The organism is Streptacidiphilus rugosus AM-16 (genome assembly GCF_000744655.1).
Classification (GTDB): domain Bacteria; phylum Actinomycetota; class Actinomycetes; order Streptomycetales; family Streptomycetaceae; genus Streptacidiphilus; species Streptacidiphilus rugosus.
In genome coordinates, this window is the sequence record NZ_JQMJ01000004.1 from 2,015,170 (window position 1) to 2,038,731 (window position 23,562).

Sequence of the window (23,562 nt, forward strand, 5' to 3'; positions counted from 1 at the left end):
CGACCTGCCCTACTGCCCGCGGTACATCTCCGCGACCAGGAAGGCCAGGTCGAGGGACTGGCTGCGGTTGAGACGGGGGTCGCAGGCGGTCTCGTAGCGCTGGTGCAGGTCGTCGACGAAGACCTCGTCGCCGCCGCCGACGCACTCGGTGACGTCGTCACCGGTGAGCTCCACATGGATGCCGCCGGGGTGCGTGCCCAGCGCCCGGTGCACCTCGAAGAAGCCCTTGACCTCGTCCAGGACGTCGTCGAAGTTGCGGGTCTTGTGGCCGCTGGAGGCCTCGAAGGTGTTGCCGTGCATCGGGTCGCAGATCCAGGCGACCTGCGCGCCGGACGCGGTGACCTTCTCGACCAGGTTCGGCAGCAGGTCGCGGACCTTGCCCGCGCCCATCCGGGTGATGAAGGACAGCCGACCGGGCTCGCGGTCCGGGTCCAGCCGGTCGATCAGGGTCAGCGCGTCGTCGACCGAGGTGGTCGGGCCGAGCTTGACGCCGAGCGGGTTGCGGATCTTGGACGCGAACTCGATGTGCGCGTGGTCCAGCTGCCGGGTGCGCTCGCCGATCCACACCATGTGGCCCGACACGTCGTACAGGTGGCCGGTGCGGGAGTCGGTGCGGGTCAGCGCCGTCTCGTAGTCCAGGACCAGGGCCTCGTGGGAGGCGTAGAACTCGACCGTCTTGAACTCCTCGGGATCGACGCCGCAGGCGTTCATGAACGCGAGCGCGTTGTCGATCTCCTTGGCCAGACGCTCGTAGCGCTGACCGGAGGGCGAGTTGCGGACGAAGTCCTGGTTCCAGGCGTGGACCTGGCGCAGGTCCGCGTAGCCGCCGGTGGTGAACGCGCGGACCAGGTTCAGCGTGGACGCCGAGGCGTTGTACATCCGCTTGAGCCGCTCCGGGTCCGGGATCCGGGACTCGGGCGTGAACTCGAAGCCGTTGACGGAGTCGCCGCGGTAGACCGGCAGCGTCACCCCGTCACGGGTCTCGGTGTTCTTGGAGCGGGGCTTGGAGTACTGGCCGGCGATCCGGCCGACCTTGACCACCGGCACCGAGGCGGCGTAGGTGAGCACGACCGCCATCTGCAGCAGCGTCTTGAGCTTGTTGCGGATGTGGTCGGCCGAGACGCCGTCGAAGGCCTCGGCGCAGTCGCCGCCCTGGAGCAGGAACGCCTCACCGCGCGCCACGGCCCCGAGCCGGGCACGCAGCTGGTCGCACTCGCCCGCGAAGACGAGCGGCGGATACGAGGCGAGGTCCGCAAGAACCTTGCGCAGAGCCTCGGAATCCGGCCATTCAGGCTGCTGCGCCGCGGGAAGGGACAGCCAGGAGTAGTCCTGGGCGTGGGTGTCAACATTCACGGTCACGGAGCAAGGCTACGTCGTCACGGAAACGATCGACCTCAACTGACCGCTCAGTGAGACGGGTCGTGGACTTGCGCCCCTCCCGCCCCCGGCGTCCGCTACGCTCGGCACCGTGAGCACGCAGTCGCACTCCTACAGCGCCTACAGCTGGTGGTGGACCGTCCCCGAGGCGGCCCACTAGCGAGCGTACCCACGCAGACTTCCACGGCCGCCCCTCGGGGCGGCCGTTCTCGTCTGCGACGAGCTGCCTCCCCGAGCGGCGGTCACCGACACCCGTCACCGACCCGACTCGCTCCAGGAAGGCTCACCGTGACCGACACGAGTTCTCTCGTCCGGCGTCTGATCGAGGCCGCCGAGCCGTTCGCCCTGCTGCACCGCCGCACGCCGCGCCTCGCCCCCGACACCGTCGAGCTGCTCTTCGGCGAGGTGGGCGACCACGGGACGCTGGCGGAACTGCCGCTGCCCGAGGGCGCTCCCGGCCGTCCGACCCACGACCTGCTGGCGCTGGTGCCCTACCGCCAGATCCGCGAACGCGGCTTCGACGCCCGCGACGACGGCACGCCGCTGCGGGCGATGCGGATCCGCGAGTCGCACGCGCTCCCGCTCGCCGAGCTCAGGGCGGCCCTGCCGGTCCGGCCCGTGGAACTGCGCGAGGGCGGCTTCGACGTGGACGACGCGAGCTACGCGGGGATCGTGCGGCGGGTGATCGAGGACGAGATCGGACGCGGCGAGGGCGCCAACTTCGTCATCCGCCGCGACTTCACCGGGACGCTCGCGGACTTCTCCCCCGCACTCGCGCTGACCCTCTTCCGGCGGCTGCTCGAACAGGAGCGCGGCGCGTACTGGACCTTCCTGGTGTACACCCCTGATCGGGTGCTGGTCGGGGCCAGCCCGGAGGTGCACGTGCGGCAGACGGCCGGGACGGTGGTGATGAACCCGATCTCGGGCACCTACCGCTATCCGGCCGAGGGCCCCTCGCTCGCCTCGCTGGTGGACTTCCTGCACGACCCGAAGGAGCTCGAGGAGCTCACGATGGTCGTCGACGAGGAACTGAAGATGATGTGCACGGTGGGCGATCTGGGCGGCCAGGTCCTCGGCCCGCGGCTGAAGGAGATGGCCCACCTCGCGCACACCGAGTACGAGCTGCGCGGCCGCACCTCGCTGGACGTGCGGGAGGTGCTGCGCGAGACCATGTTCGCGGCGACCGTGACCGGCAGCCCGGTGGAGAACGCGACCCGGGTGATCTCCCGCCACGAGCCGACCGGGCGTGCCTACTACGCCGGCGCGCTCGCCCTGATCGGCCGCACCGCCGGGGGCGCGCAGACCCTGGACTCCCCCATCCTGATCCGTACCGCCGACATCGACCCGGCCACCGGCCGGCTCGCGGTCCGCGTCGGCGCGACGCTGGTGCGGCACTCGGACCCGGAGTCCGAGGTCGCCGAGACGCACGCGAAGGCGGCGGGGGTGCTCGCCGCCATCGGCGCGGTCCCGGCGCGGCGCCCCGCGCGCGGCGGGGCGGCGGCGTCCCCGGTGCTGGCGGAGAACCACCGGGTGCAGTCCGCGCTGGACGCCCGGCGGAAGAACCTGTCGCCGTTCTGGCTCCGGATGCAGACCTCCGGCCGTCCGTCGGCCCAACCGGCCGCATACGAGACGCTGGTCGTCGACTGCGAGGACACCTTCACCTCGATGCTGGCGCATCTGCTGCGCTCACTCGGCCACCGGGTCACCGTCCGCCGCTGGGACCTGCCGGGCCTGGCGGAGGCGGTCGCCGCGCACCAGGGCCCGCTGGTGCTGGGCCCCGGCCCCGGCGACCCCGCGGCGGACGACCCGAAGATGAACACGATGCGCGCGCTGGTCGCCCACCTGGTGGCGACCGGTCGCCCGCAGGGTTTCCTGGCCGTCTGCCTGAGCCACCAACTGCTCTCGGAGGCCCTGGGCCTGCCGCTGCACCGGAAGGCCACGCCGTACCAGGGCGCGCAGGAGCGGATCGACTTCTTCGGCCGGGAGGAGACGGTCGGCTTCTACAACACCTTCACCGCGCGGGCGGACGAGGCCGCGGCGCGGCAACTCGCGGAGCGGGGCGTGGAGCTGAGCCGGGACCCGCTCACCGGCGACGTCCACGCGCTGCGCGGGCCCGGCTTCGCGGGCCTGCAGTTCCACCCCGAGTCGGTGCTGACGCTGGACGGCGTGGCGATCGTCAGCGAGCTGCTGGGCCGGTTGGTGCCACAATCGGCCTGAGAGCCGATCCCCGCCGCAGGCCGGGGTCGTCCATCCGATGTTGACCTTGTCCGTGGATGCTGGACGAGGTCACCATCGGGTGGACGGAGCGACCACGGCACAGCCGCGGGCTCGACGGTGAATGACGGGGAGGGGCACGGTGTCGGGCACGGAGCGCGTGGTGGCGGGGCGGTATCGGCTGCTGACGCAGCTCGGACGCGGCGGCATGGGGACCGTCTGGCGGGCCGAGGACGAACTGCTGGGGCGTCAGGTGGCGGTCAAGGAGGTGCACCTGCGCGCCGGCCTCTCCGACGAGGAGCGCCAGGAACAGCGCGACCGCACCCTGCGCGAGGCCCGTGCGGTGGCCAGGATCGCCCACGGCAGCGTCGTCGGCGTCTTCGACGTGGTCGAGGAGGACGGGCGGCCGTGGATCGTCATGGAGCTCGTCGACGGGGGCTCGCTCGCGGCTCGGATCGCCGCGGAGGGGCCGCTGCCGCCGGCCGAGTGCGCCCGGCTCGGCCTGGCCGTCCTCGACGCGTTGAGCGCCGCGCACGAGCTGGGCATCCTGCACCGTGACGTCAAACCGGCCAACGTGCTCTGGGAGCGGGCCAAGGACCGCTGGGTGCTGACGGACTTCGGCATCGCCCAGGTCGACGGCGCGGCCACGCTGACCGAGGTGGGAGCCTTTCTCGGCTCACCCGAGTTCACCGCGCCGGAGCGGCTCCACGGCGACCGGGCGGGCCTCGCCTCGGACCTGTGGTCGGTCGGCGCCCTGCTGGTCGCGGCCCTGGACGGGCGGTCGCTGTTCCAGCGGACCTCGGTGACGGCGGTGCTGCACGCGGTGGCCTACGGCGAGATCACCCTGCCGGAGCGGGCCCGGCCACTGGCGCACGTGGTGCTCCCGCTGCTGGAGCGCGATCCGGAGAAGCGGCCCGACCCGGCCCTGGTGCGGGCGCAGCTGGCAGGCTTCCTGCGCGGCGGACCCGGCTCCACCGTGCCGCTGCCGCCGCCTCCTTCGCGGCGGCGCTCGCCCGCCGTGCTGGCGGGCGGGGCGCTCTTCGTCGTCGCGGCGGCGGTCGCCGGCGGGCTCGCGATGAACGCCTGGCTGGGCGCCTCGCACGCGACCGCGTCCCCCTCGGCCTCCGGGGGAACCCCGGCCTCGGCCGGTGCGTCGGCCACGACCGCCGCCTCCGTCACCGCGCCCGCGGGCTTCGGCCCGGTGCGCGACCCGCGCGGCTTCACGCTGGCGGTGCCGACCGGCTGGGACCGTTCGGTGGACAGCACCGACGGCAGCCGCGTCTACTACAACTCGCCCTTCGCGCCGGGGCAGCCGGAGGGTCTCTACCGCGTCGGCATCCGCGTCCAGGACGGCGTGAGCACCGTGCCCCCGCAGGCGCAGGTCTGCCCGGGTCCCAAGGGCTACCCCGGCTACCGGGCGAACGGACCGACGAGTCTGCTGCTGCACGGCGGAATCGTCGCGATCTGCTCCTTCACCTGGAACGGCGCCGGCGGCCCGGCCCGGGTCTCCGATCTGGCCCTGTGGACCTCCCGCGGACGCACCTACACCCTCTGGGCCTCCGGACCGAAGGAGCAGGCCCAGCGCGTCCTGCAGATCGCGGACGTCGCCGAGCAGACCTTCTCCCCCGGCCGCTGACCCGCGCTCAGCGGCAGGGCCGCTGCGGATGCGGGTCGAGCGCGCGCATCCGGTCGGCCAGCGCGGTGAAGGCGTCCGGCCCCAACGGCGTGACCACGCGGTCGCGCAGCGCCCCGGCCAGCGCGAGGGCCGCCGCCATCGCGACCTCCTGCCCCTGCGCCGTGAGGGTCGCGAGCACCACCCTGCGGTCGGCCGACGAGGTCTGACGCCGGATCAGACCGGCCTCGGTGAGCCGGTCGGCCACCTTCGTGGTGCCTGCGGTGGTGAAGTTCAGCGTCGCGGCCAGCTGGTTCATCGGCGCGCTCTGTTCGGGCGAGGTGAGCAGGTACCAGAGCACCTGGAACTCCGAGGGCGCGATGCCCGCCTTGCTGTCGACGTCCGCGAGCAGTTGGTCGGTGAGTCTGCGGAACCCCGACTGCAGCGTGTTCCACTGCTCCAGCAGCGCCAGATCCGCCGCGTCCGGACAGCCCCGCTCCCCCGTGTGCTCGGCCATCGCGCCGTCCTCCCTCGTCCTCACCTGCTCTTGTCCAGGTTAGCAATACCAGCTATTGTCTAACCAGCTAGTAAATATCCAGATAGCTATTCAGCGAAGGAAACCGCCATGTCCACTCCCGCCGTCGCCGCCACCACCGCCGCGCTCCCGGCCGGTCGCTACCGGCTCGACGCCACCGCCTCCGAGGTCCGCATCGAACAGAAGACGATGTGGGGCCTGGTCAACGTGAAGGGACGCTTCGCCACGGTCAGCGGCGAGGGAGAGATCCCCGCCGCGGGCGGCCCGGCGTCCGGCACGCTGACCGTCGCCACCGCCTCCCTGGACACCGGCCATGCCAAGCGCGACGCGCATCTGCGCTCGGCCGACTTCTTCGACGTCGAGAACCACCCGGAGCTCACCTTCCAGGTGAGCGGCGCGGAGGCGGCCGCGGACGGCAGCGTCCTGGTGACCGGGAGCCTCACCGTGCGGGGCGTGACCGAGCCGCTGCAGTTCACCGCCGCCGTCAGCGACGCCGGCCAGGACTCGGTCACCCTCACCGCGCGGACCACCTTCGACCGCGACCGCTTCGGCCTCGGGTGGAGCAAGCTCGGCATGATCAAGGGCCGCACCACCGCCACCGTCACCGCCGCCTTCCGCAAGCAGTGAAGGACCGCGCCGCACCCGCTCACCCCGCCTGCGAGGAAGTCGCTCACCCGAAGAAGACGTCGAACTCCTCGTAGAGCTCCGGCGACACCGTCTTGATGCTCGCCGTGGCCTCCGCCAGCGGGACCCGGACGATGTCCGTGCCGCGCAGCGCGACCATCTGCCCGAACGCGCCCTCGTGGACCGCGTCCACCGCGTGCAGCCCGAAGCGGGTGGCCAGCCAGCGGTCGAAGGCGCTCGGGGTGCCGCCGCGCTGGAGGTGGCCGAGGACGGTGGTGCGGGCCTCCTGGCCGGTGCGGTGCTCGATCTCCGCGGCCAGCCACTCGCCGATCCCGGAGAGCCTGACGTGCCCGAAGGCGTCCCGGCTCTGGTCCTTCAGCACCATCTGCCCCTCCAGCGGCATGGCGCCCTCGGCGACGACCACGATCGGCGCGTAGTTGATCCGGAAGCGCTGCTCGACCCAGGCGCAGACCTGCCCGATGTCGAAGCGCCGCTCGGGGATCAGGATCACGTTGGCGCCGCCGGCGATCCCCGAGTGGACCGCGATCCACCCGGCGTGCCGGCCCATCACCTCGATGACCAGCACCCTCCGGTGCGACTCCGCCGTGGTGTGCAGCCGGTCCACGGCCTCGGTGGCGATGCCGACCGCGGTGTCGAAGCCGAAGGTGTAGTCCGTGCCGGCCAGGTCGTTGTCGATGGTCTTCGGCACGCCCACCACCGGCACGCCCTCCTCGACCAGCGCCGCGGCGACGCCGAGGGTGTCCTCGCCGCCGATCGCGATCAGCGCGTCGACCTCGCGCTTGGCCAGGTTCTCCTTGATCCGCCGCACCCCGTCGACCTCGCGCAGCGGATTGGTCCGCGAGGAGCCGAGGATGGTGCCGCCCCGCGGCAGGATCCCGCGCACCTCGGCGATGCCCAGCTGGGTGACCGTGTTCTCCAGCGGTCCGCGCCAGCCGTCCCGAAAGCCGGTGAACTCGTAGTCGTAGACCTGCGTTCCCTTGCGCACGATGCCCCGGATCACCGCGTTGAGCCCGGGGCAGTCCCCACCGCCGGTGAGCACTCCGATCCGCATGAGCGTTCCCCTCCCGCAGATGTGACGGCCTGTCACTTCACGGTAGGGCCGGTCGGCGGAATCTCACCCCTCCTCGTCGAGCCCCGCCTCGATCGCGTAGCGCACCAGCTCCACCCGGTTGTGCAACTGCAGCTTGCCCAGGGTGTTCTGGACGTGGTTCTGCACGGTGCGCGGCGAGAGCACCAGGCGGTCGGCGATCGCCTTGTAGGGGAGGCCCTTGGCCACCAGCCGCAGCACCTCGGTCTCCCGCTCGGTGAGCTTGGGCGCGCTCGACTCCGACTGACCCGCGGGGACCGGCTCGGCCGCCAGGCGGCGGAACTCCCCCAGCACCAGACCCGCAAGGCCGGGCGTGAAGACCGCGTCGCCGTGGGCGGTGCGGCGCACCGCGTCCAGCAGCTCGTCCCGGCTGGCCGACTTGACCAGGTAGCCCGTCGCGCCGGACTTCACCGCCTCCAGCACGTCGCCGTGCTCGCCGCTGGCGGAGAGCACCAGGACCCGCGGCGCGGGCTCGGCGGCCATCAGCTGGCGGCAGACCTCGACGCCCGGCTTGTCGGGCAGGTTGAGGTCGAGCACGACCACGCCGGGCTTGACCGCGCGCCCGCGCTGCACCGCCTCGCGGGCGTCGCCCGCGGTGGCCACCACGTCGAAGCCCGCGTCGGAGAGGTCGCGCGCGACCGCCTCGCGCCACATGGGGTGGTCGTCGACGACCATGACCCTGATCGGAGCCGCCTGCTGCTCCGCCGTCTCCGTCATCGCTGCCCCTCCTGGCTGTACTTCTGGTTGCGGGCTCGCTGCCCGGGAACGGTCTTCGGCACCCGCAGTTCGACCTCGGTGCCCTGCCCGGCCGCGGAGAAGATCTCGGCGGTGCCGCCGAGATCCCGCAACCGGCCGCGAATGGACTGCGAGACGCCGAGCCTGCCCTCGCGCTCCGCCTGGCCCAGCCGAGCCTGGTCGAACCCGGGCCCGTCGTCCCGCACGCTGACCACGACGGCCTCGGGCTCGTCCTCGACCAGGATCCAGGCCTGCGCCTGCTCGCCGACGTGCCGGCGGACGTTCTCCAGCGCCGCGCCGACGGCCGCCCTCAGCTCCGCCGCCGCGCGGGCGGGCAGCAGCACCGGCGTGCCGGGCTGCGCGACGCTGACCCTGGTCCCCGACAGCGGGGCGAGCAGCACCCGCAGGTCTTGCGGCGCGTCCGGATCGGCGTCCGCGGCCGACCTCGGGGAGGGAACAGGCCCCAGCCCCTCGGCGATCAGCGCCCGGAGCGCGACCTCCTGCTCGCCCGCCAGCGCGGCGATCTCGGCCGCCTCGCCGCCCAGCTCCGCGCCACGCCGCTTGACCAGCGTCAGCACCTGGAGCACCCCGTCGTGGATGTCGCGGGCCAGCCGCTCGCGCTCCCTGGTGGCGGCCTGGATCTCCAGCGCGCGGGCGAGGGTCTCCTCGCTCCTGCGGGCCAGCTCGACCACGAAGCCGATGGCGACGCCTGCGAGCAGCAGCAGCACGATGTTGTGCACGTTGGTCGAGGTCGGCTTGCCGGCCTCGACGATGTTCGCGACGCCGACCACCAGACCGGCGACGGCGGCGGGCAGCCACCCGCCGTAGACGGCGAAGCCGAGCACGCTGCCCGCGGCACGGATCGTCGGCAGCGTGACGTCCCCGCCGACGACCCACCGGTGCGCGTCGAAGGTCCGGGTCAGCAGGATGCCGAGCACGACCAGGGCCAGATCCACCGCCAGCCAGCGCCGGCTGCAGTTGGCCTTCGACCAGAAGACCTTCACGGTGCCGAGCGTCCAGGCCGTGAGCACGCCCAGGTAGATCCAGGCGCCGACCTGGTTCACGTAGTGCTGTTCGTGCTCGGCGTAGCGGCCGACGGCGTACAGGACGGTGAGCAGCCGGAAAGCGCTGACGGCGATCCACAGCGGCTGCTCGACGGAGAACGATCCCCCTGGTCCTTCGGCCCGCTTCCGTATCGCGCTGTCGGTCCTGCCCACGCCCTGCCCCCCGCTACGGCTGCTGTTGCTGCTTCTTCTGCTGCTTCTTGGCTTCCTGGATCTGGCGCTTGGCCGCCGTCGCGTAGATGTCGACGTACTCCTGGCCGGAGAGACGCATGATCTCGTACATCACCTCGTCGGTGACCGACCGGAGGATGAACCGGTCGTTCTCCATGCCGTGGTACCGCGAGAAGTCCATCGGCCGGCCGATCCGGATGCCGGGCCGCACGCCGAACTTGGGCAGCACCTGGCCGGGCGGCTGCAGCTTCTCCGTGTCGATCATCGCCACCGGGATCACCGGCGCGCCGGTGGCCAGGGCGATCCGGGCGACGCCGCCGACCTTGCCGCGGTAGAGCCTGCCGTCGGGCGAGCGGGTCCCCTCGGGGTAGACCCCGAAGAGCTGGCCGCTGCGGATCACCGCGATGCCGCTCTGGATCGCCGCCTCACCCGCGCCACGCGCGCCGGAGCGGTCCACCGGGAGCTGGCCGACGCCCTTGAAGAAGGCCGCCGTCAACTTGCCCTTGATCCCCGTCCCGGTGAAGTACTCCGACTTCGCGATGAAGGTGACCCTGCGCCTCGGGATGAGGGCGGGCAGGAAGAAGGAGTCGGAGAACGACAGGTGGTTGCTGGCCAGGATGGCCGGGCCCTCGTCGGGGATGTTCTCCATCCCCTCGACCCACGGACGGAAGAAGATCTTCAGCAGCGGGGCGACGATCAACTTCATCAGCCGGTAGAACAAGCCTGACCTCCATACTCACCTGACCAACGAGAACCTTAGTCCGGTTTCCCGCAAACTCCCTCCACCCGGGCCCGACCCGCTCCCGCCGGGAACACGGAAGCTGTACGGCTGCGTTGCCGACATGGGACGATGGCGCTACTGGCGCGCCATGTTCATCCGCGCACGTTCGAGACGCCTGTTCGATCCCCTGGGGAAGGACCACCGATGCCGCTGCTGCCCGGCGCCGAGCCGTACCGCCACCACGGGGGGCCCGTGGGGATCCTGGTCTGCCACGGCTTCACCGGCTCGCCGTTCTCGATGCGAGGCTGGGCCGAGCGGGCCGCCGCGGAGGGCCACAGCGTCTCGCTGCCGCTGCTGCCGGGCCACGGCACGCACTGGAAGGACCTGAACACCACCCGCTGGCCGGACTGGTACGCGACGATCGAGCGTGAGTTCCTCAGCCTCTCGGAGGAGTGCGACCAGGTCTTCGTCTTCGGCCTGTCGATGGGCGGCCTGCTCTCGCTGCACCTCGCCGCGCAGCAGGGCGACAGGCTCAGCGGTCTGGTCCTGGTGAACCCGCTGGTCGTGATGCCGGGACAGGCGCATGTGGCGCTGCCGGTGGTGCGCCACCTGGTCCCGAGCTTCCCCGGCATCGCCAACGACGTGGCCAAGCCCGGTGTCGAGGAGGGCGGCTACACCCGCACCCCGCTGCACGCGGCGCACTCGATGAAGCAGCTCACCAAGATCGTCCAGGGCGAGCTCCCGACGGTGAAGCAGCCGCTGCTGCTCTTCCGCAGCCCGAAGGACAACGTGGTCGCGCCGAGCAGCGGCAAGATGCTGCTGGAGCGCGTGGGCAGCCAGGACGTGGAGGAGCGCCTCCTCGAACGGAGCCTGCACGTGGCGACGCTGGACTACGACGCCGAGACGATCTTCGACGGCAGCGTGGACTTCGTGCGCCGGCTGACCGTCCCCGCGGCGAAGGGCTGAGCGCGATGGCCGAGCCCGAGGGCGCGGAGCGCCCCGAACCCACCCGCTCGGACGACGAGCTCTTCGCAGAGTTGGTCGCCGGCTTCGACGAGCCGGTCGCCGAGGACGCGCGGAGCTGGCCCGAGGCGGAGGACGTCGCCGACCTCTCCGACTTCGCCCCCCAGGCGCGGCCCCGGCCGGTGATCAGACCCCTGCCGGTGGTCCAGGCGGTCCCACCGGTCGACCCCCGCGCGTGGTCTCCTGCGGAGGACCCGGACGAGGACCACTACGTCCCCCCGCCGCCTCCCCCGATCACGGCCGAACCCGCGACGAAGCTGGCCCTGCTCGCCCTGGTGGGCGGCGTGGTCCTGGCTCTCCTCGGCGGCTTCGCCGTGCTGCCCAGCATGGCCACCTTCCTCGGCGTCATGTGCGCCGCCGGCGGCGTGGTCACCCTCGTCGCCCGCATGAGGGACCCCGACGAGGACGACCAGGACGACGACCCCAACCACGGCGCGGTCGTCTGACCGCGCCGGAGGCGCGTCACAGGGGCCGTCGCCGCCGAGTGGACGGTCGGGGCAGCCCTCAGGTCACCAGGGAAGCCGGTTTGTGGGCCAGCAAGGCGCACTGGCGTCCGATCAGGTCGGTCGCTGCCTTCCGGTCCGGGGCCGATGGGTCGTAGTGCCTCACCTCGACCATGACGTTTCCGACCACGGCCGCGACCTTGACGCCGTACTCCCCCGCGGAGTCCATCACGCTTCTCTGCCAACCCGAGCCGTGGACGGCCGGGTCGACGAACACGGACGCGCCCGCATCACCGCGCCACGACGTGACGACGCTCCGGAACATGCCTGTCGCGTCGTCGGGGGTCGCGAATTCCACGAGGAAGACGTCGTCCTCGGTCCCGTTGTCGTTGAACCACCCGTGGAATGCCGCGCTCCTGTACCCACGCCGCACGGCCACCGCCAGCCCCGGTCGACGACTGGCCGGGAGGTAGAAGGCGTCGATGAATTCCGACAGGTTCAGCTGCCCCTGGGGCTGGGTCACGGGTGTCGCCTCGGGTGGAACCCTGAGCAGCCACGAGCTCAGTTGGCCCCCGGGGGCAGGCGGTGCCGGAGCGGCCTCGGCACCGGCGGGACGCGTGCAGGATGTCAGGGCGTCGAGCAGGGCTGCGGCCGCCAGGACCCTCGGGAGCAGGGGCATGGGATGACCTTGGAGCCTGGGATCGTCCCTTTCAAGAGGGATGCGACCCCGCCATGGCGCCGTCGGGCGACATCCCGGGCAAACCCCTGCCCAGGAGCGATGCCACCGCGGCACGTGTGCAGGGGAACCCGGCTCGGGCGGAGCGTCTACCGGACGCGCAGGGCCGCCACGACCGGGAGGTGGTCGGTGGCGAGGATCAGGTCCTTGGGGCGGAGGCCGGGAAAGCCGTCGGCGGGGACGCCGCAGGCGAGGACCTCGATGTCCGGGGTGGCGAAGACGCCGTCGATGCGCTGGTGGGGGTTGTTCGGTACCGAGCTGAACTCGTTCCCCCAGGGGCGCGTCGCCCAGCCGTCCCGGAGGCGGGAGGCCAGCAGGTCCCAACCCCGCTCGCCCGGGTGTTCGTTGAAGTCGCCGCCGACCACGTGCGCGGCGACGTCCAGGCCGTCCAGGTGTTCCCCCAGCAGCTCGAACTGCCGGTAGCGCTCGTCGCGGTCCAGGGACAGATGACAACTGGTCACCGAGAAGGGCCTGGCCGAGCCCAGCCGGACCACGGTCGTGGCGAAGCCGCGCTGGTGGAGGCCCGGGGTGCGCGGGAGCCAGACGTCGTGGACCGAGAGGGGCTGGGCGCGCAGGCGCCCCAGCAGGAGCGGCCCTGAGGCCGACTTGCCGCCGCTGAGGACCATCAGGCCCGACGAGCGGGCCAGCCAGGCCGCCTGCGGGCGGGGGAACCAGAAGCGCGGGGACTCCTGGATGCAGACCAGGTCCGGCTGCAGCGCCCGTAGCACCCGCACCACCGCCGTGCGGTCGTCCCGCAACGAGCGGATGTTGTAGCTGACCACGCGGACGACCTCGGATCCGTCCGGCTGCGGCCCCGAGGCCGGGAGGTCCCACGTCTGGTGCGCCGCAAGGGAGTCCATCCTCCGAGTGTCGCAGCAGACGGACGCGCCCGCACCGATCACGGTGCGGGCGCGTCGCGTGGAACCGAGCGGGCGTCGGGCGCGGGCTAGGCCTGGCGGGCCAGGTCCGCCGCGCCGATGATGCCGGCGGCCGAACCGATCGTCGCCAGCACGACCTCGGCGCGGGGCCGGTGCACGCCGCCGATGAGGTACTTCTCGAAGGCCTTGGCGACCGGGTCGAGCAGCAGTCGGCCCGAGTCCGAGACGCCGCCGCCGAGCACGAAGACCGCGGGGTCGAAGAGCGAGGCCAGGTCGGCCAGGCCGCGGCCGAGCCAGTCGGCCAGCTCGTCGTAGACGTCCAGGGCCAGCGGATCGCCCTCGTTCGCGGCCTGGGTGATCTGGCTTCCGGTGATCGTCTCGGCGACGCCCTCGTTCAGTTCGAGAAGGCGCTTGCCGCGCACCGGGTCGGCCGCCGCGTGCTCGCGGCCGTAGCGGCGCAGGGCCCGGCCGGAGGCGTACTGCTCCCAGCAGCCCTTCGAGCCGCAGCCGCAGGGGAGGCCGTCCGGCACCATGTTCAGGTGGCCGATCTCGCCCGCCACGCCGAAACTTCCACGGTGCATCCGGCCCTCGATGACGATGCCGCCGCCGATGCCGGTGCCGACCGTCACCATGATCATGTCCTGGTGGCTGGCCGCCGCGCCGAACCGGAACTCGCCCCACGCGGCCGCGTTGGCGTCGTTCTCGATCACCGTGGGGAGGTGGACCAGGTCCTCGATACGGGTCTTGAGCGGCTCGTTCTCCCAGTCGATGTTGGGCGCCATGATGACCGTGGAGCGCCCGCGGTCGATGTAGCCGGGCGCACCGACGCCGACCGCGGTGATCTCGTGGTCGCGACGCAACTCCGTGACGGCGTCGGCGATGGCGCCGACGGCCCACTGCGGATCGGCAGGCGTCGGCACGCGCGTGCGCCCCAGGATCGTGCCGTTCTCGTCCACGACGCCGGCTGCGATCTTGGTGCCGCCGACGTCGACGCCGATGGTGAGTCCCATGTGTCCCTCAGTCTTCGGTGGTTCCCCGCTGGGCGGTACCGTACCCGCCCACAGGGGGGCGGGTACACACCTCTGCGTACATTAGCCGAAGACAGGGTGACTGAGCCTCCACTTCGCGGCTTCAGAAGTCGTAAACAAGTCTGCCGACGAGGATCAGTCCAGGTCGATGTGTTCCGAGCCGTTCTGCTTCGGAGCGGACCAGCGGCGTTCGGAGGCTGAAACCGCCGCGCGGTACGCGGCGATCAGCTCGCCGCCCGCCGCGAGCAGGTGACCGTAGACGGCGGGGTTCTTGGTCCGCAGCGGGGCCGCGAGGTTCTGCAGGACCTCCATGGGGTCGCTGCCGCCGTTCCCGACCGCGCTGACCTTCTCGCCGACGGCCGAGGCGAACTTCCGCACCTCGTCCACCAGCGGGCCGAGGTCGGCGCCGAAGGGCAGCTCGGGGCCGCCGGACGGCCGCTGCCCCTTCGCGTCGCCGGACTCACCTGCGGGCTGCTCCGCGGCCGGAGCGGCGGCCGGCTCGTCGGCGACCGCGGGTTCGTCCTTGACGAAGGGGACCGGCTCGGTCTCGTTCTGCTGCTGCTCGGCCACCGCCTCCGCCCACACGTCCGCGTCCGGGCGCTGCTCGGCGCTGTCGTCAGCACTGGTCATCGTGCATCTCCTTCATGGGCCCGGAGGTTCGTCTGCCTTCGACGCTACCTGAGCGGGGCGGGCCACAGGGAAGGGTCGGGAGCGAATCGCACCGACAGCAGGCCGTCGCGCAGCGCGGCCCCGGCGACCGTGCAGCGGCGCAGCGCGGAGGGCAGCGGAACGGTGCGCCGGTAGGGGCCGACACCGAGGGCGAGCTCGTCGCCGCGGCGGACCAGGTCGAGGTCGCCGCGTTCCGCGCCGGGAAGGGGGATGTGCCAGACCAGCACCCGGTCCGGGGTGTCCAGCCGGTCCTCCACCTGCCAGGCGACCGCCTCGCGGGCCCGGCTGTCGGTCCAGGTCACCAGGGCGGCCGGCGCTGCCAGACCGCCCAGGTCGGACCGCTCGGGTTCGCGTCCGAGGTCGCCCACGACATGGACGGGAACGCCCGTCTCGGCGGCGAGCGCGGAGAGCTCCGCACCCGGCTGCGCGCCGTTCACGACCACGGACTCCAGTGGCAGCTGATGCAGGGCCAGTCCGGCGCGCATCCGGCGCAGCTCGGCACGGGCCCGCGGTCCCCGCGGCGGGGCGACGACCAGGCGCAGGGTGCTGCCCGGCGCCTCCAGCACGGTCCGCACCTCGGCGAACTCGGCGGAGGCCCAGGCGCGGGCCTCGAAGAGCCACTGCGAGGGCATCGGCACGCCGGCGAGTCCGGCCAGCACCGGCCGCAGCGCGCGGGCGGCCTGGCGTTCGTCCGGCAGCAGCCGGGCCAGGTAGGCGTCGAGCTGCGCGGGCAGGCCCAGGGCGGGCACCAGCTCGTGCACGGGCGGCGCGTCGACGACGACCAGGTCCCAGCCGCCGGCGGGTTCCTCGCGCCCGTGCGTGCGGAGGGCGTCGAGCAGGGCGAGCTGGCGCGCGCCGGGCAGGGCGGTCAGCTCCTCCGGCTCCAGCGGCTCCACGCCGAGCAGGTCGAACAGCGGCTTGGCGCGCTCCAGCAGGCGGGCTCCGGCAGCCTTGAAGGCCGCCTGCTCGTCGAGCTTGAGCGCGAAGAGCCCCGGCTCGAAGCCGACGCGCAGCGGCTCCGCACTCAGCCGGTGGCCGAGCAGTCCGTCGACGGCGCGGTGCGGGTCGTCGGCCGCGACGAGCAGGACGCGCTCGCCCGACTCCGCGGCCAGGGCCGCCGTGGCGGCCGCGACGGTGCTGCGCCCCGCGCCGCCGGCGCCGGTGACCAGGACGAGCCGCGGAGCCATCAGCCCTCGACGCGCTTCTTCAGCCCGGCGAGCGCGCGGTCGATGATGACCTTCTCGGCCTTGCGCTTGATCATGCCCAGCATGGGGATCTTGACGTCCACGGCCAGTTGGTAGGTGACCTCGGTGCCGGCGCCGGACGGGGCCAGGGTGTACGAACCGTCGAGGGACTTCAGCATCTGGCTCTTCACCAGCGTCCAGCTGACCTTGCGGTCGCCGTCCCAGGTGTAGGCGAGGACGTGCTCGTCCTTGATCGCGCCGGCGTCCAGCAGGAGCCGGACCTGCTCCGCGCGGCCCTCGGCGTCGGCGGCCAGCACCTCGATCTCCTTGACCTCCCCGGTCCACACCGGGTACGCCGCGAAGTCCGCGATCACGGCCATCACCTGGGCCGGGGTCGCGTCGATCGTGGTGCTCGACCTGGTGTGCTCCGCCATCGGCTGGCCTCCGCCTCTCGCCTGCTGTCGGTGTCTCGCCCTGAGATCCCGCCCTGAGGCTACCGCGTCCGGGGGCACCCGTTCGGACGGAGGGGCCCGGCAGGGGCGTCAGTTGTGCATCGGCCGCCCCTCGCGTGTCCGTCAGATGTCGAGCACCCAGGGCCGCCCGGTCGCGTTGAAGTGGCCGACGTTCACGCACTCGGTCCGACCGATCCGCATCCGGCGCCGCAGCGGTTGGTGCACATGGCCGAAGAGGGCGTAGTCCGGCTGGGTGGTCCGGATCGCCTCGAGCACCGCCTCGCTGCCGCGCTCGAAGCGCCGCGCCACGGTGTCGTAGGTCAGCTCCGGCAGCGCCGGCGGGATGTGGGTGCAGAGCACGTCGACCCGCCCGAGCGCGGCGACCTTCTCCGCGTACTCCTCCTCGGAGATCTCGAACGGCGTGCGCATGGGGCTGGGCAGCCCGCCGCCGACGAAGCCGAAGCGGCGTCCGCCGATCTCCACGCTCTCGCCGTCCAGCACGGTGACGCCCGCACGGGCGAACTCCGGCCACAGCAGCGGCAGGTCGACGTTGCCGTAGGTGGCGTAGGTGGGCTCGGGGAAGGCGGCGAAGAGCTCCGCGTACTGGCGGCGCACGGCTCCCTCGATCGCCTCGCGCCGGTCCGTGCCGATCCCCGCCCAGAGCTCCGCGGACAGGGCGCGCGCCTCGTCGAAGCGCCGCTGGGTGCGCAGCCCGACCAGCCGTGTCGCGTTCTCCGCGCCGAAGAGATCGGGGAAGATGCCGCGCCGGTGATCGGCGTAGTCGAGGAAGAGGATGAGGTCGCCGAGGCAGACCAGCGCCTCCGCCCCCTCCCCCGCGCGCGCCAGCGCCTCGCTGTTGCCGTGCACGTCACTGACCACATGGACCCGCATGACTGCCAGCCTAGCCAGCCCCTACTCTGGACCGAGTGTGACCCTGGGAACACCTTGGCGAGTACATCTGTTCACAGACTCCTACCCGCTAGTAACGTCCTGGCGTCCAGCAGCGTGGCCGTGACAGCGCCCGGTTCCCCACCGGACCGGCGCTTCGAAGATCGAGGAGCAGTGCTTTGCGCGAGTTCAGCCTTCCGGCGCTCTACCAGGTGCCGAGCGGCGGAAACCTCACCGATCTGGTCCACCGCAACGCCGAGCAGTACCCGAACCTGCCGCTGGTCGCCCGCAAGGTGGACGGCGTCTGGGAGGACCGCACCGCGGCCGAGTTCCTGGCCGAGGTCAGGTCCGTGGCCAAGGGCCTGATCGCCTCCGGCGTCGGCCCCGGCGACCGGGTCGGCCTGATGTCGCGGACCCGCTACGAGTGGACCCTGCTCGACTTCGGCATCTGGTGCGCCGGCGCGGTTACCGTGCCGGTCTACGAGACCTCCTCGGCCGAGCAGGTCGAGTGGATCCTCGGCAACTCCGGCGCCGTCGCCTGCATCGCCGAGCTGCCCCGGCACGAGGCCGTGATCGGCGAGGTCCGCGAGCGGCTGCACGACCTCAAGCAGCTGTGGCAGCTGGAGGCCGGCGGGCTGCAGGAGCTGATCCGGGCGGGCGCCGAGGTCTCCGACGCGGCCGTCGAGGAGCGCCGGGCCACGCTCGGCCCCGACTCGCTGGCGACCCTCGTCTACACCTCCGGCACCACCGGCCGCCCCAAGGGCTGCATGCTGACGCACGCCAACTTCATGGCCGAGCTCGGCAACGTGACCACCCGTCTGGAGCCGCTGTTCCGGCCCGGCCACTCGTCGGTGCTGCTCTTCCTTCCGCAGGCCCACGTGCTCGGCCGGATCGCCGAGATCGCCGCCGCGATGGCGCCGATCCGCATCGGTCACGTCGCGGACATCAAGGAGGTCACCGCGGAGCTGGCCTCCTTCCGGCCGACGCTGATCCTCGGTGTGCCGCGGGTCTTCGAGAAGGTCTTCAACGCGGCGAGAGCCAAGGCCCAGAGCGAGGGCAAGGGCAAGATCTTCGACCGGGCCGCGGACACCGCCATCGCCTACAGCCGGGCGCTGGACTCGGCGGCCGGCGCCTCCCTCGGCCTGAAGCTGCGTCACAAGCTCTTCGACGCGCTGGTCTACAGCAAGCTCCGCAACGCCCTCGGCGGGCGGGCCACCCACGCGATCTCCGGCGGCGCGCCGCTGGGCGAGCGGCTGGGCCACTTCTACCGGGGCATCGGCTTCACCGTGCTGGAGGGCTACGGCCTGACCGAGACCTGCGCGGCCACCGCCTTCAACCCGCACGACGAGCCGCGGATCGGCAGCGTCGGCCAGCCGCTGCCGGGCTCCTCGATCCGGATCGGCGAGGACGGCGAGATCCTGCTGAAGGGCCCGCAGATCTTCACCGGCTACTGGCAGAACCCCGAGGCGACCGCCGAGGCGCTCCGGGACGGCTGGTTCGCCACCGGCGACCTGGGCGCGCTGGACGACGACGGCTACCTCTCGATCACCGGCCGCAAGAAGGAGATCATCGTCACCGCCGGCGGCAAGAACGTCGCCCCGGCCGTGATCGAGGACCGCATCCGGGCGCACCCGCTGATCGCCGAGTGCATGGTGGTCGGCGACCGCCGGCCCTTCATCGCGGCGCTGGTGACCGTGGACCCGGAGTTCTTCCCCGCCTGGAAGAAGCTCCACGGCAAGCCGGACGCGGCCACCGTCGCCGACCTGGCCGGCGACACCGACCTGCTTGCCGCCGTCCAGGCGGCCGTCGACGACGGCAACGCGGCGGTCTCGCACGCGGAGGCGGTCAAGAAGTTCGCGATCCTGGACACGGTCTTCTCCGAGGAGTCCGGCCACCTGACGCCTTCGCTGAAGCTGAAGCGCGGCGTCGTCATGAAGGACTTCGCCGCCAACGTCGAAGCGCTCTACACGCGCTGAGCACGCCCCTCCAGGGGCGCGGGGCTCATGCACGCGAGCAACCAGGCACTGCCTCCAGGGGCGCGAGGAACTGCCCGAGAAACCGCCCTGTGCGGATGGCCCTGCACGTTGAGGACCATCCGCTCATCAGTGGCTTGTCGCGCAGTTCCTCGCGCCCCTGAGGAGGGTGCAACTGGCCCTCTGCTCCGAACTGACACGCCCACGCGGCGGAACCGGGCAGTTCCCCGCGCCCTTGAGGTGGTGCAACTGGCCCTCTGCTCCGAAGTGACACGCCCGCGCGGCGGAGCGGGCAGTTCCTCGCGCTCCTGAGGAGGGTGCAACTACAGGAGGCTCTCCAGGCGGTCCGCCAGGAGGTCCCAGCGCCAGGACTGTTCGACCCACTGGCGGCCGGCCGCGCCCATGCGTGCGCGCAGCGCGTCGTCGCCGAGGAGTTCGACCAGGCGGGCGGCGAGATCGCCGCGGTCGTGGCCGGGGACGACGTAGCCCGTCTCGCCCTCGCGGACCGCGTCCGGCGCGCCGCCGGAGTCGCCGGCGACGACGGGGAGGCCGGTCGCGGAGGCTTCCAGATAGACGATGCCGAGGCCCTCGACGTCCAGGCCGCCGCGGCGCGTCCGGCAGGGCATCGCGTAGACGTCGCCCGCGCCGTAGTGCGCGGGCAGTTCCTCCCACGGGACCGCGCCGGTGAAGCGGACCGAGGCGGCGACGCCGGTCGCCTCCGCCAGCTTCTCCAGGTCCGCGCGGTAGGGGCCGCCGCCGACGACGAGCAGCACCGCGTCCGGGACCCTGGCCAGCACCGCGGGCCAGGCGCGGATCAACGTGTCCTGGCCCTTCCGCTTCACCAGACGGGAGACGCAGACCACCACCGGACGGTCCGTCAGCCCCAGCCTGGCCCGGATCTCCGCACCGCCGGAGCCGGGGTGGAAGGTCTTCTCGTCCACCCCGGGCGGGACCTGCACCATCCGCGACGCCGCCGCCGGGCCGACCGCCGAGGCGATCCGGGAGCGGGTGTACTCGCCGAGATAGGTGAGCGTGTCGGTGCCCGCGCCGATCCTGCGCAGCAGCTGCCGGGAGCCCGGCAGCTGGGCCCAGGCCGCCTCGTGGCCGTGCGTCATGCCGAGCAGCCGCTCCGCGCCCGCGCGGCGCAGCGCCGGCGCCATGAGGCCCAGCGGGGCCGCCGCGCCGAACCAGACCGAACCGCAGCCGTGTGCCCGCAGCAGCTCCGTGGCCCGCCGGGTCACCCGCGGCGTCGGCAGCAGCATCGTGGTGCGGTCGCGGACCACCTCGAACGGCTGCTCCGCGTCGAAGCGCCGGACCTCGCTGCCGTCGCGCCAGGTGGAGGCGTAGACGACGACCCGGTCGGCGGGCAGCCGCGTCGCCATGTTGTGCACGAAGGTCTGGATGCCGCCCTGGCGCGGGGGGAAGTCGTTGGTGACGATCAGGGTCTTGTTCACTGCGTTCGCGTTCCTCGGTCCGGAGAGGGCTGATCCGTACGATAGGGCAATGCGGACATTCGCCGACGGCGACCCCGAGAGCCGACGGCGCAGGCGGAGGCCGCTGTCCGCGTTCCCTGCGCCGCCCACGCTCCCGGCCTGGGCCGGTTGGTCGTCCAGTCGGCTGCTGGTGCTGCTCATGGTGCTCGGCGTGCTCCAGCTGCCGCACATGGACGTCACCAGCGACGTCAAGGTGATCTACCAGGGCTGGGCGGAGGTGCTGCGCACCGGCACCTACCCGATGGACGACGTGACCTGGCAGTACCCGCCGCTGGCGGCAGCCGTGATCATGGTTCCGCTGTGGCTGCCAGGCTCGTACTTCACCGGGTTCCTCACCCTCGTGGTGGCCTGCGACGCGGCCGTGATGTTCCTGCTGCTGCGCCGCCGGCAGGGCCAGGGGGGCGGGCCGGACCGGTGGGACGGGGCGCGGCTGTGGGCTGTCGCCGTGCCGCTGCTGGGTCCGACCGTCTACTGCCGGTTCGACCTGGTGGTCACGCTGTTCGGCGTCGTCGCGCTGCTCGCGCTGACGGAGCGGCCGCGGCTGGCCGGGGCGCTGGCCAACCTCGGCGCGCTGCTGAAGGTGTGGCCGGTGCTGCTGCTGGTCGGCGTGGCACCGGGGCGCCGGGGCCTGCGGGCCTGGGTCTCCTGCGCGGTGACCGGGATCGCGGTCTGCTTCCTCGTCGCGGTGTCGATGACCGGTGCTTTCTCCTTCCTCGACTTCCAGCAGAGCCGGGGCATCGAGATCGAGTCGCTGGGCGCGCTGCCCTTCTACTTCGCCTCGCTCTTCCTGCACTGGCACGGCCGAACCCAGATGCACTACGGCTCGCTGGAGTTCCTCGGACCGCACGTGCACGCGGTGAGCCGGCTGATGCTCGTGCTCACCGCGCTGGCGCTCGGGTTCCTGGGGCTGTGGCGGCTGCGGGCCGAGCGCTGGAGCGCCGCCACGGGGGCCGACGCCGGGCTCGCGGCACTGCTGCTGTTCACCGTGACCAGCAGGGTGATCAGCCCTCAGTACCTGGTCTGGCTGATCGGCGTGGCGGCCGTCTGCCTCTCGGTGCGGGGCAGCTGCCAGCGACCGGTGGCCTGGCTGCTGCTCGCGGCGGTCCCGCTGACGACGCTCGAGTTCCCGGTGATGTTCGGCGATCTGGTCAACCGGACCCCGATCGGCGCCGCGCTGATCTCCGTCAGAAACCTGCTGCTGCTGGCGGCGGCCGTCCTGGCCTGCGTCCGGCTCTGGCGCTCGACGGTCGGGCCGTCGGCCGTGGCCGCACCGGGGCGGACGGCTACGGTCGCAGCGCCGCCAGCAGATCTGCGCGCCACAGCGCGGTGAAGGCCGCCGTACCGAGGCCCAGCGTGCCGCGCAGCGCCCGGTCGAGGACGGCGTCCTGGCTCTGCTGCGCCCCCTGGCCACCGCCGTCGGCCGCGACCGCCGCGTAGAGCGCGACCAGCTTCTGCTGACCGTAGCGCTGCACCACCGTGCGGCAGGCGAACCAGGCCTCCTGGTAGGCCTGCTGCAGGCTGGTCCCGGCGCCCGTGCCGGCGAAGGCGGCGTCGGCGGGCAGCGCCGCCAGCAGGTCGGGCCCGGCGGCGCCGGCCCTGGCCACCGCCGCGGCGAGCTCGGGGGTGATCTCGCGCGGGGTGCGGCCGGTGCCGAGGAATCCGGTCCAGTCGGCGACGCCCTCGGAGAGCCAGCGCGGGGTCCACCGCTCGGTCTGGGTCCTGGTCGCGACGTGTGTGGTCTCGTGGGTGGTGACCACCTGGCGGCCGAGCGCGTTCAGGCCGTCCCAGGCCGCGGGGTTGATCGTGATCCGTTCGGTGCGGCCGCGGTCCGCCGCGCCGAGCTCGCCGGTGGTCACCGCGGCGAGGCCGGTGAAGCCGGCCGGGTCCGCGCCGAGCAGGGCGCCGAACTGGGCCGTACTCCGCGGCGCGAGCAGCACCGTGCGTTGTCCCCAGCCACTCCCCCAGACGGCGCTGACAGCGGGCACCGCCTGGTCCGCCTGCGCGCCGATCGCGGCGAGCACCGCCTGCTCGCGCAGTCCGAGCACGATGCTGTAGCGGCCGAGCACGACGCCCACCGGGCCCAGGTCCCACAGCTGCACGTCGCCGCCGGGGTGGTCGCCGTCCGAGGCGAGCAGCCACTCGCCGTCGGCCTGGCGCTCGAAGGTGAGGTACTGGGTCGCCGTCACCGGCTGCGCGTCGAATCCGGTGAACCGGTAGCCGAGCTCCGCCCGCACCGCGACCCGCTCGCCGCCGCCGATCGCGGCGGGCAGCGGATAGGCGTCGACGGAGACGACGCGCCAGGTCCACTGGGCCAGCGGCACCCGGGCGAGGTTCGCCACCAACTGGTACTGACGCCGTCTCAGCCCGGCCGCACCGGGGTCCGGCACGACGGTCGCGGCCAGCGCCGCCGCGTCGCGGGCCCGGACCGCCGCCGAGCGGCGGTCGAGGGTGCGGACGACGCCCGCCAGACGCTGTTCGCGCCGGTCGTCCCCCGCGTCCGCCCAGGCGCGCCAGGCGGTGGTGCCGCCCCCGCCGAGCACCGCGAGACCGGCGGCGTACCTGAGCACCCGGCGCCGGGTCGGCCCATGGCCGCCCCGGGGCTCCGTCGGTGAGGCGGGTCCGCTCTCGGGCTCG

At 72.7% G+C, this 23,562-nt stretch carries 22 protein-coding genes; 7 read left to right on the plus strand and 15 right to left on the minus strand.

From position 1 onward, the window contains the following. Nucleotides 1–9: 9 nt before the first annotated feature. Nucleotides 10–1,359 carry a class II 3-deoxy-7-phosphoheptulonate synthase gene (locus BS83_RS18270; RefSeq protein ID WP_037604821.1) on the minus strand — a complete coding sequence of 450 codons (1,350 nt, stop codon included), beginning with the start codon at nucleotides 1,357–1,359 and terminating at the stop codon, nucleotides 10–12. 306 nt (nucleotides 1,360–1,665) lie between these two features. On the opposite strand from BS83_RS18270, the gene BS83_RS18275 reads away from it, so the two are divergent. Together BS83_RS18275 and BS83_RS18280 are read left to right on the plus strand one after the other, a co-directional pair. Next, nucleotides 1,666–3,594: an anthranilate synthase family protein gene (locus tag BS83_RS18275; protein ID WP_037604822.1), complete on the plus strand. Its 1,929-nt coding sequence runs from the start codon at nucleotides 1,666–1,668 to the stop codon at nucleotides 3,592–3,594. 139 nt (nucleotides 3,595–3,733) lie between these two features. After that, nucleotides 3,734–5,227, plus strand: a complete 1,494-nt coding sequence (locus BS83_RS18280; protein WP_051943270.1) for a serine/threonine-protein kinase — start codon at nucleotides 3,734–3,736, stop codon at nucleotides 5,225–5,227. Between the two features lie 7 nt (nucleotides 5,228–5,234). Here BS83_RS18280 and BS83_RS18285 read toward each other — a convergent pair whose 3' ends face one another. Next, a complete protein-coding gene (locus tag BS83_RS18285) occupies nucleotides 5,235–5,720 on the minus strand; it encodes a MarR family winged helix-turn-helix transcriptional regulator (protein WP_037604823.1) in 486 nt (161 codons plus the stop codon). Between the two features lie 108 nt (nucleotides 5,721–5,828). Between BS83_RS18285 and BS83_RS18290 the strand changes: the two genes are divergently transcribed. Then, a complete protein-coding gene (locus tag BS83_RS18290; RefSeq protein ID WP_037604824.1) occupies nucleotides 5,829–6,365 on the plus strand; it encodes a YceI family protein in 537 nt (178 codons plus the stop codon). Nucleotides 6,366–6,408: 43 nt separating this feature from the next. Here BS83_RS18290 and BS83_RS18295 read toward each other — a convergent pair whose 3' ends face one another. The 4 genes from BS83_RS18295 to BS83_RS18310 form a co-directional block, all read right to left on the minus strand. After that, nucleotides 6,409–7,434, minus strand: coding sequence for a 6-phosphofructokinase (locus tag BS83_RS18295; RefSeq protein WP_037604825.1), 1,026 nt, complete (start codon nucleotides 7,432–7,434; stop codon nucleotides 6,409–6,411). A 63-nt stretch (nucleotides 7,435–7,497) separates the two neighbouring features. Then, complete coding sequence (locus BS83_RS18300) at nucleotides 7,498–8,187, minus strand: response regulator (protein WP_037604826.1); 690 nt, start codon at nucleotides 8,185–8,187, stop codon at nucleotides 7,498–7,500. Then, the gene (gene macS / locus BS83_RS18305) at nucleotides 8,184–9,422 is read right to left on the minus strand and encodes a MacS family sensor histidine kinase (protein ID WP_232248406.1); all 1,239 of its coding nucleotides are present in this window, start codon (nucleotides 9,420–9,422) and stop codon (nucleotides 8,184–8,186) included. Before macS ends, BS83_RS18300 begins: the two co-directional genes overlap by 4 nt. Before the next feature lie 13 nt (nucleotides 9,423–9,435). Beyond that, complete coding sequence (locus BS83_RS18310; RefSeq protein WP_037604827.1) at nucleotides 9,436–10,161, minus strand: lysophospholipid acyltransferase family protein; 726 nt, start codon at nucleotides 10,159–10,161, stop codon at nucleotides 9,436–9,438. Nucleotides 10,162–10,365: 204 nt separating this feature from the next. On the opposite strand from BS83_RS18310, the gene BS83_RS18315 reads away from it, so the two are divergent. Both BS83_RS18315 and BS83_RS41905 read left to right on the plus strand, forming a co-directional pair. After that, entirely contained in the window at nucleotides 10,366–11,127 is a 762-nt protein-coding gene (locus BS83_RS18315) for an alpha/beta hydrolase (protein ID WP_037604828.1), read from the plus strand. Between the two features lie 5 nt (nucleotides 11,128–11,132). Then, nucleotides 11,133–11,630: a hypothetical protein gene (locus tag BS83_RS41905; protein ID WP_051943273.1), complete on the plus strand. Its 498-nt coding sequence runs from the start codon at nucleotides 11,133–11,135 to the stop codon at nucleotides 11,628–11,630. Nucleotides 11,631–11,688: 58 nt separating this feature from the next. On the opposite strand, the gene BS83_RS18325 is transcribed toward BS83_RS41905, so the two are convergent. The 7 genes from BS83_RS18325 to BS83_RS18355 all read right to left on the minus strand — a co-directional run bounded on the left by BS83_RS18325 (nucleotide 11,689) and on the right by BS83_RS18355 (nucleotide 17,465). Next, entirely contained in the window at nucleotides 11,689–12,150 is a 462-nt protein-coding gene (locus BS83_RS18325) for a sensor domain-containing protein (RefSeq protein WP_037604829.1), read from the minus strand. A 302-nt stretch (nucleotides 12,151–12,452) separates the two neighbouring features. Next, nucleotides 12,453–13,223 (minus strand): endonuclease/exonuclease/phosphatase family protein, encoded by a 771-nt coding sequence (locus BS83_RS18330; RefSeq protein ID WP_037604830.1) that lies wholly within the window; start codon nucleotides 13,221–13,223, stop codon nucleotides 12,453–12,455. A gap of 86 nt (nucleotides 13,224–13,309) precedes the next feature. Continuing rightward, a complete protein-coding gene (locus BS83_RS18335; protein ID WP_037604831.1) occupies nucleotides 13,310–14,251 on the minus strand; it encodes an ROK family glucokinase in 942 nt (313 codons plus the stop codon). Nucleotides 14,252–14,404: 153 nt separating this feature from the next. After that, nucleotides 14,405–14,899 (minus strand): DUF5304 family protein, encoded by a 495-nt coding sequence (locus BS83_RS41910; protein ID WP_051943274.1) that lies wholly within the window; start codon nucleotides 14,897–14,899, stop codon nucleotides 14,405–14,407. 44 nt (nucleotides 14,900–14,943) lie between these two features. After that, complete coding sequence (locus BS83_RS18345; RefSeq protein ID WP_037604832.1) at nucleotides 14,944–16,125, minus strand: ArsA family ATPase; 1,182 nt, start codon at nucleotides 16,123–16,125, stop codon at nucleotides 14,944–14,946. Further along, a complete protein-coding gene (locus BS83_RS18350; RefSeq protein WP_037604833.1) occupies nucleotides 16,125–16,556 on the minus strand; it encodes an SRPBCC family protein in 432 nt (143 codons plus the stop codon). Before BS83_RS18350 ends, BS83_RS18345 begins: the two co-directional genes overlap by 1 nt. Nucleotides 16,557–16,697: 141 nt before the next feature. After that, nucleotides 16,698–17,465 carry a metallophosphoesterase family protein gene (locus tag BS83_RS18355; protein WP_051943276.1) on the minus strand — a complete coding sequence of 256 codons (768 nt, stop codon included), beginning with the start codon at nucleotides 17,463–17,465 and terminating at the stop codon, nucleotides 16,698–16,700. Between the two features lie 176 nt (nucleotides 17,466–17,641). Here BS83_RS18355 and BS83_RS18360 point away from each other — a divergent pair, with 176 nt between their 5' ends. Next, a complete protein-coding gene (locus tag BS83_RS18360; RefSeq protein WP_037604835.1) occupies nucleotides 17,642–19,438 on the plus strand; it encodes an AMP-dependent synthetase/ligase in 1,797 nt (598 codons plus the stop codon). A 320-nt stretch (nucleotides 19,439–19,758) separates the two neighbouring features. Here BS83_RS18360 and BS83_RS18365 read toward each other — a convergent pair whose 3' ends face one another. Continuing rightward, nucleotides 19,759–20,889, minus strand: a complete 1,131-nt coding sequence (locus BS83_RS18365) for a glycosyltransferase family 4 protein (protein ID WP_037604836.1) — start codon at nucleotides 20,887–20,889, stop codon at nucleotides 19,759–19,761. 49 nt (nucleotides 20,890–20,938) lie between these two features. On the opposite strand from BS83_RS18365, the gene BS83_RS18370 reads away from it, so the two are divergent. Then, nucleotides 20,939–22,258 carry a glycosyltransferase family 87 protein gene (locus BS83_RS18370; RefSeq protein WP_084713653.1) on the plus strand — a complete coding sequence of 440 codons (1,320 nt, stop codon included), beginning with the start codon at nucleotides 20,939–20,941 and terminating at the stop codon, nucleotides 22,256–22,258. On the opposite strand, the gene BS83_RS18375 is transcribed toward BS83_RS18370, so the two are convergent. After that, a complete protein-coding gene (locus tag BS83_RS18375) occupies nucleotides 22,212–23,495 on the minus strand; it encodes a hypothetical protein (RefSeq protein ID WP_051943278.1) in 1,284 nt (427 codons plus the stop codon). The genes BS83_RS18370 and BS83_RS18375 overlap by 47 nt on opposite strands. Nucleotides 23,496–23,562: the final 67 nt, after the last annotated feature.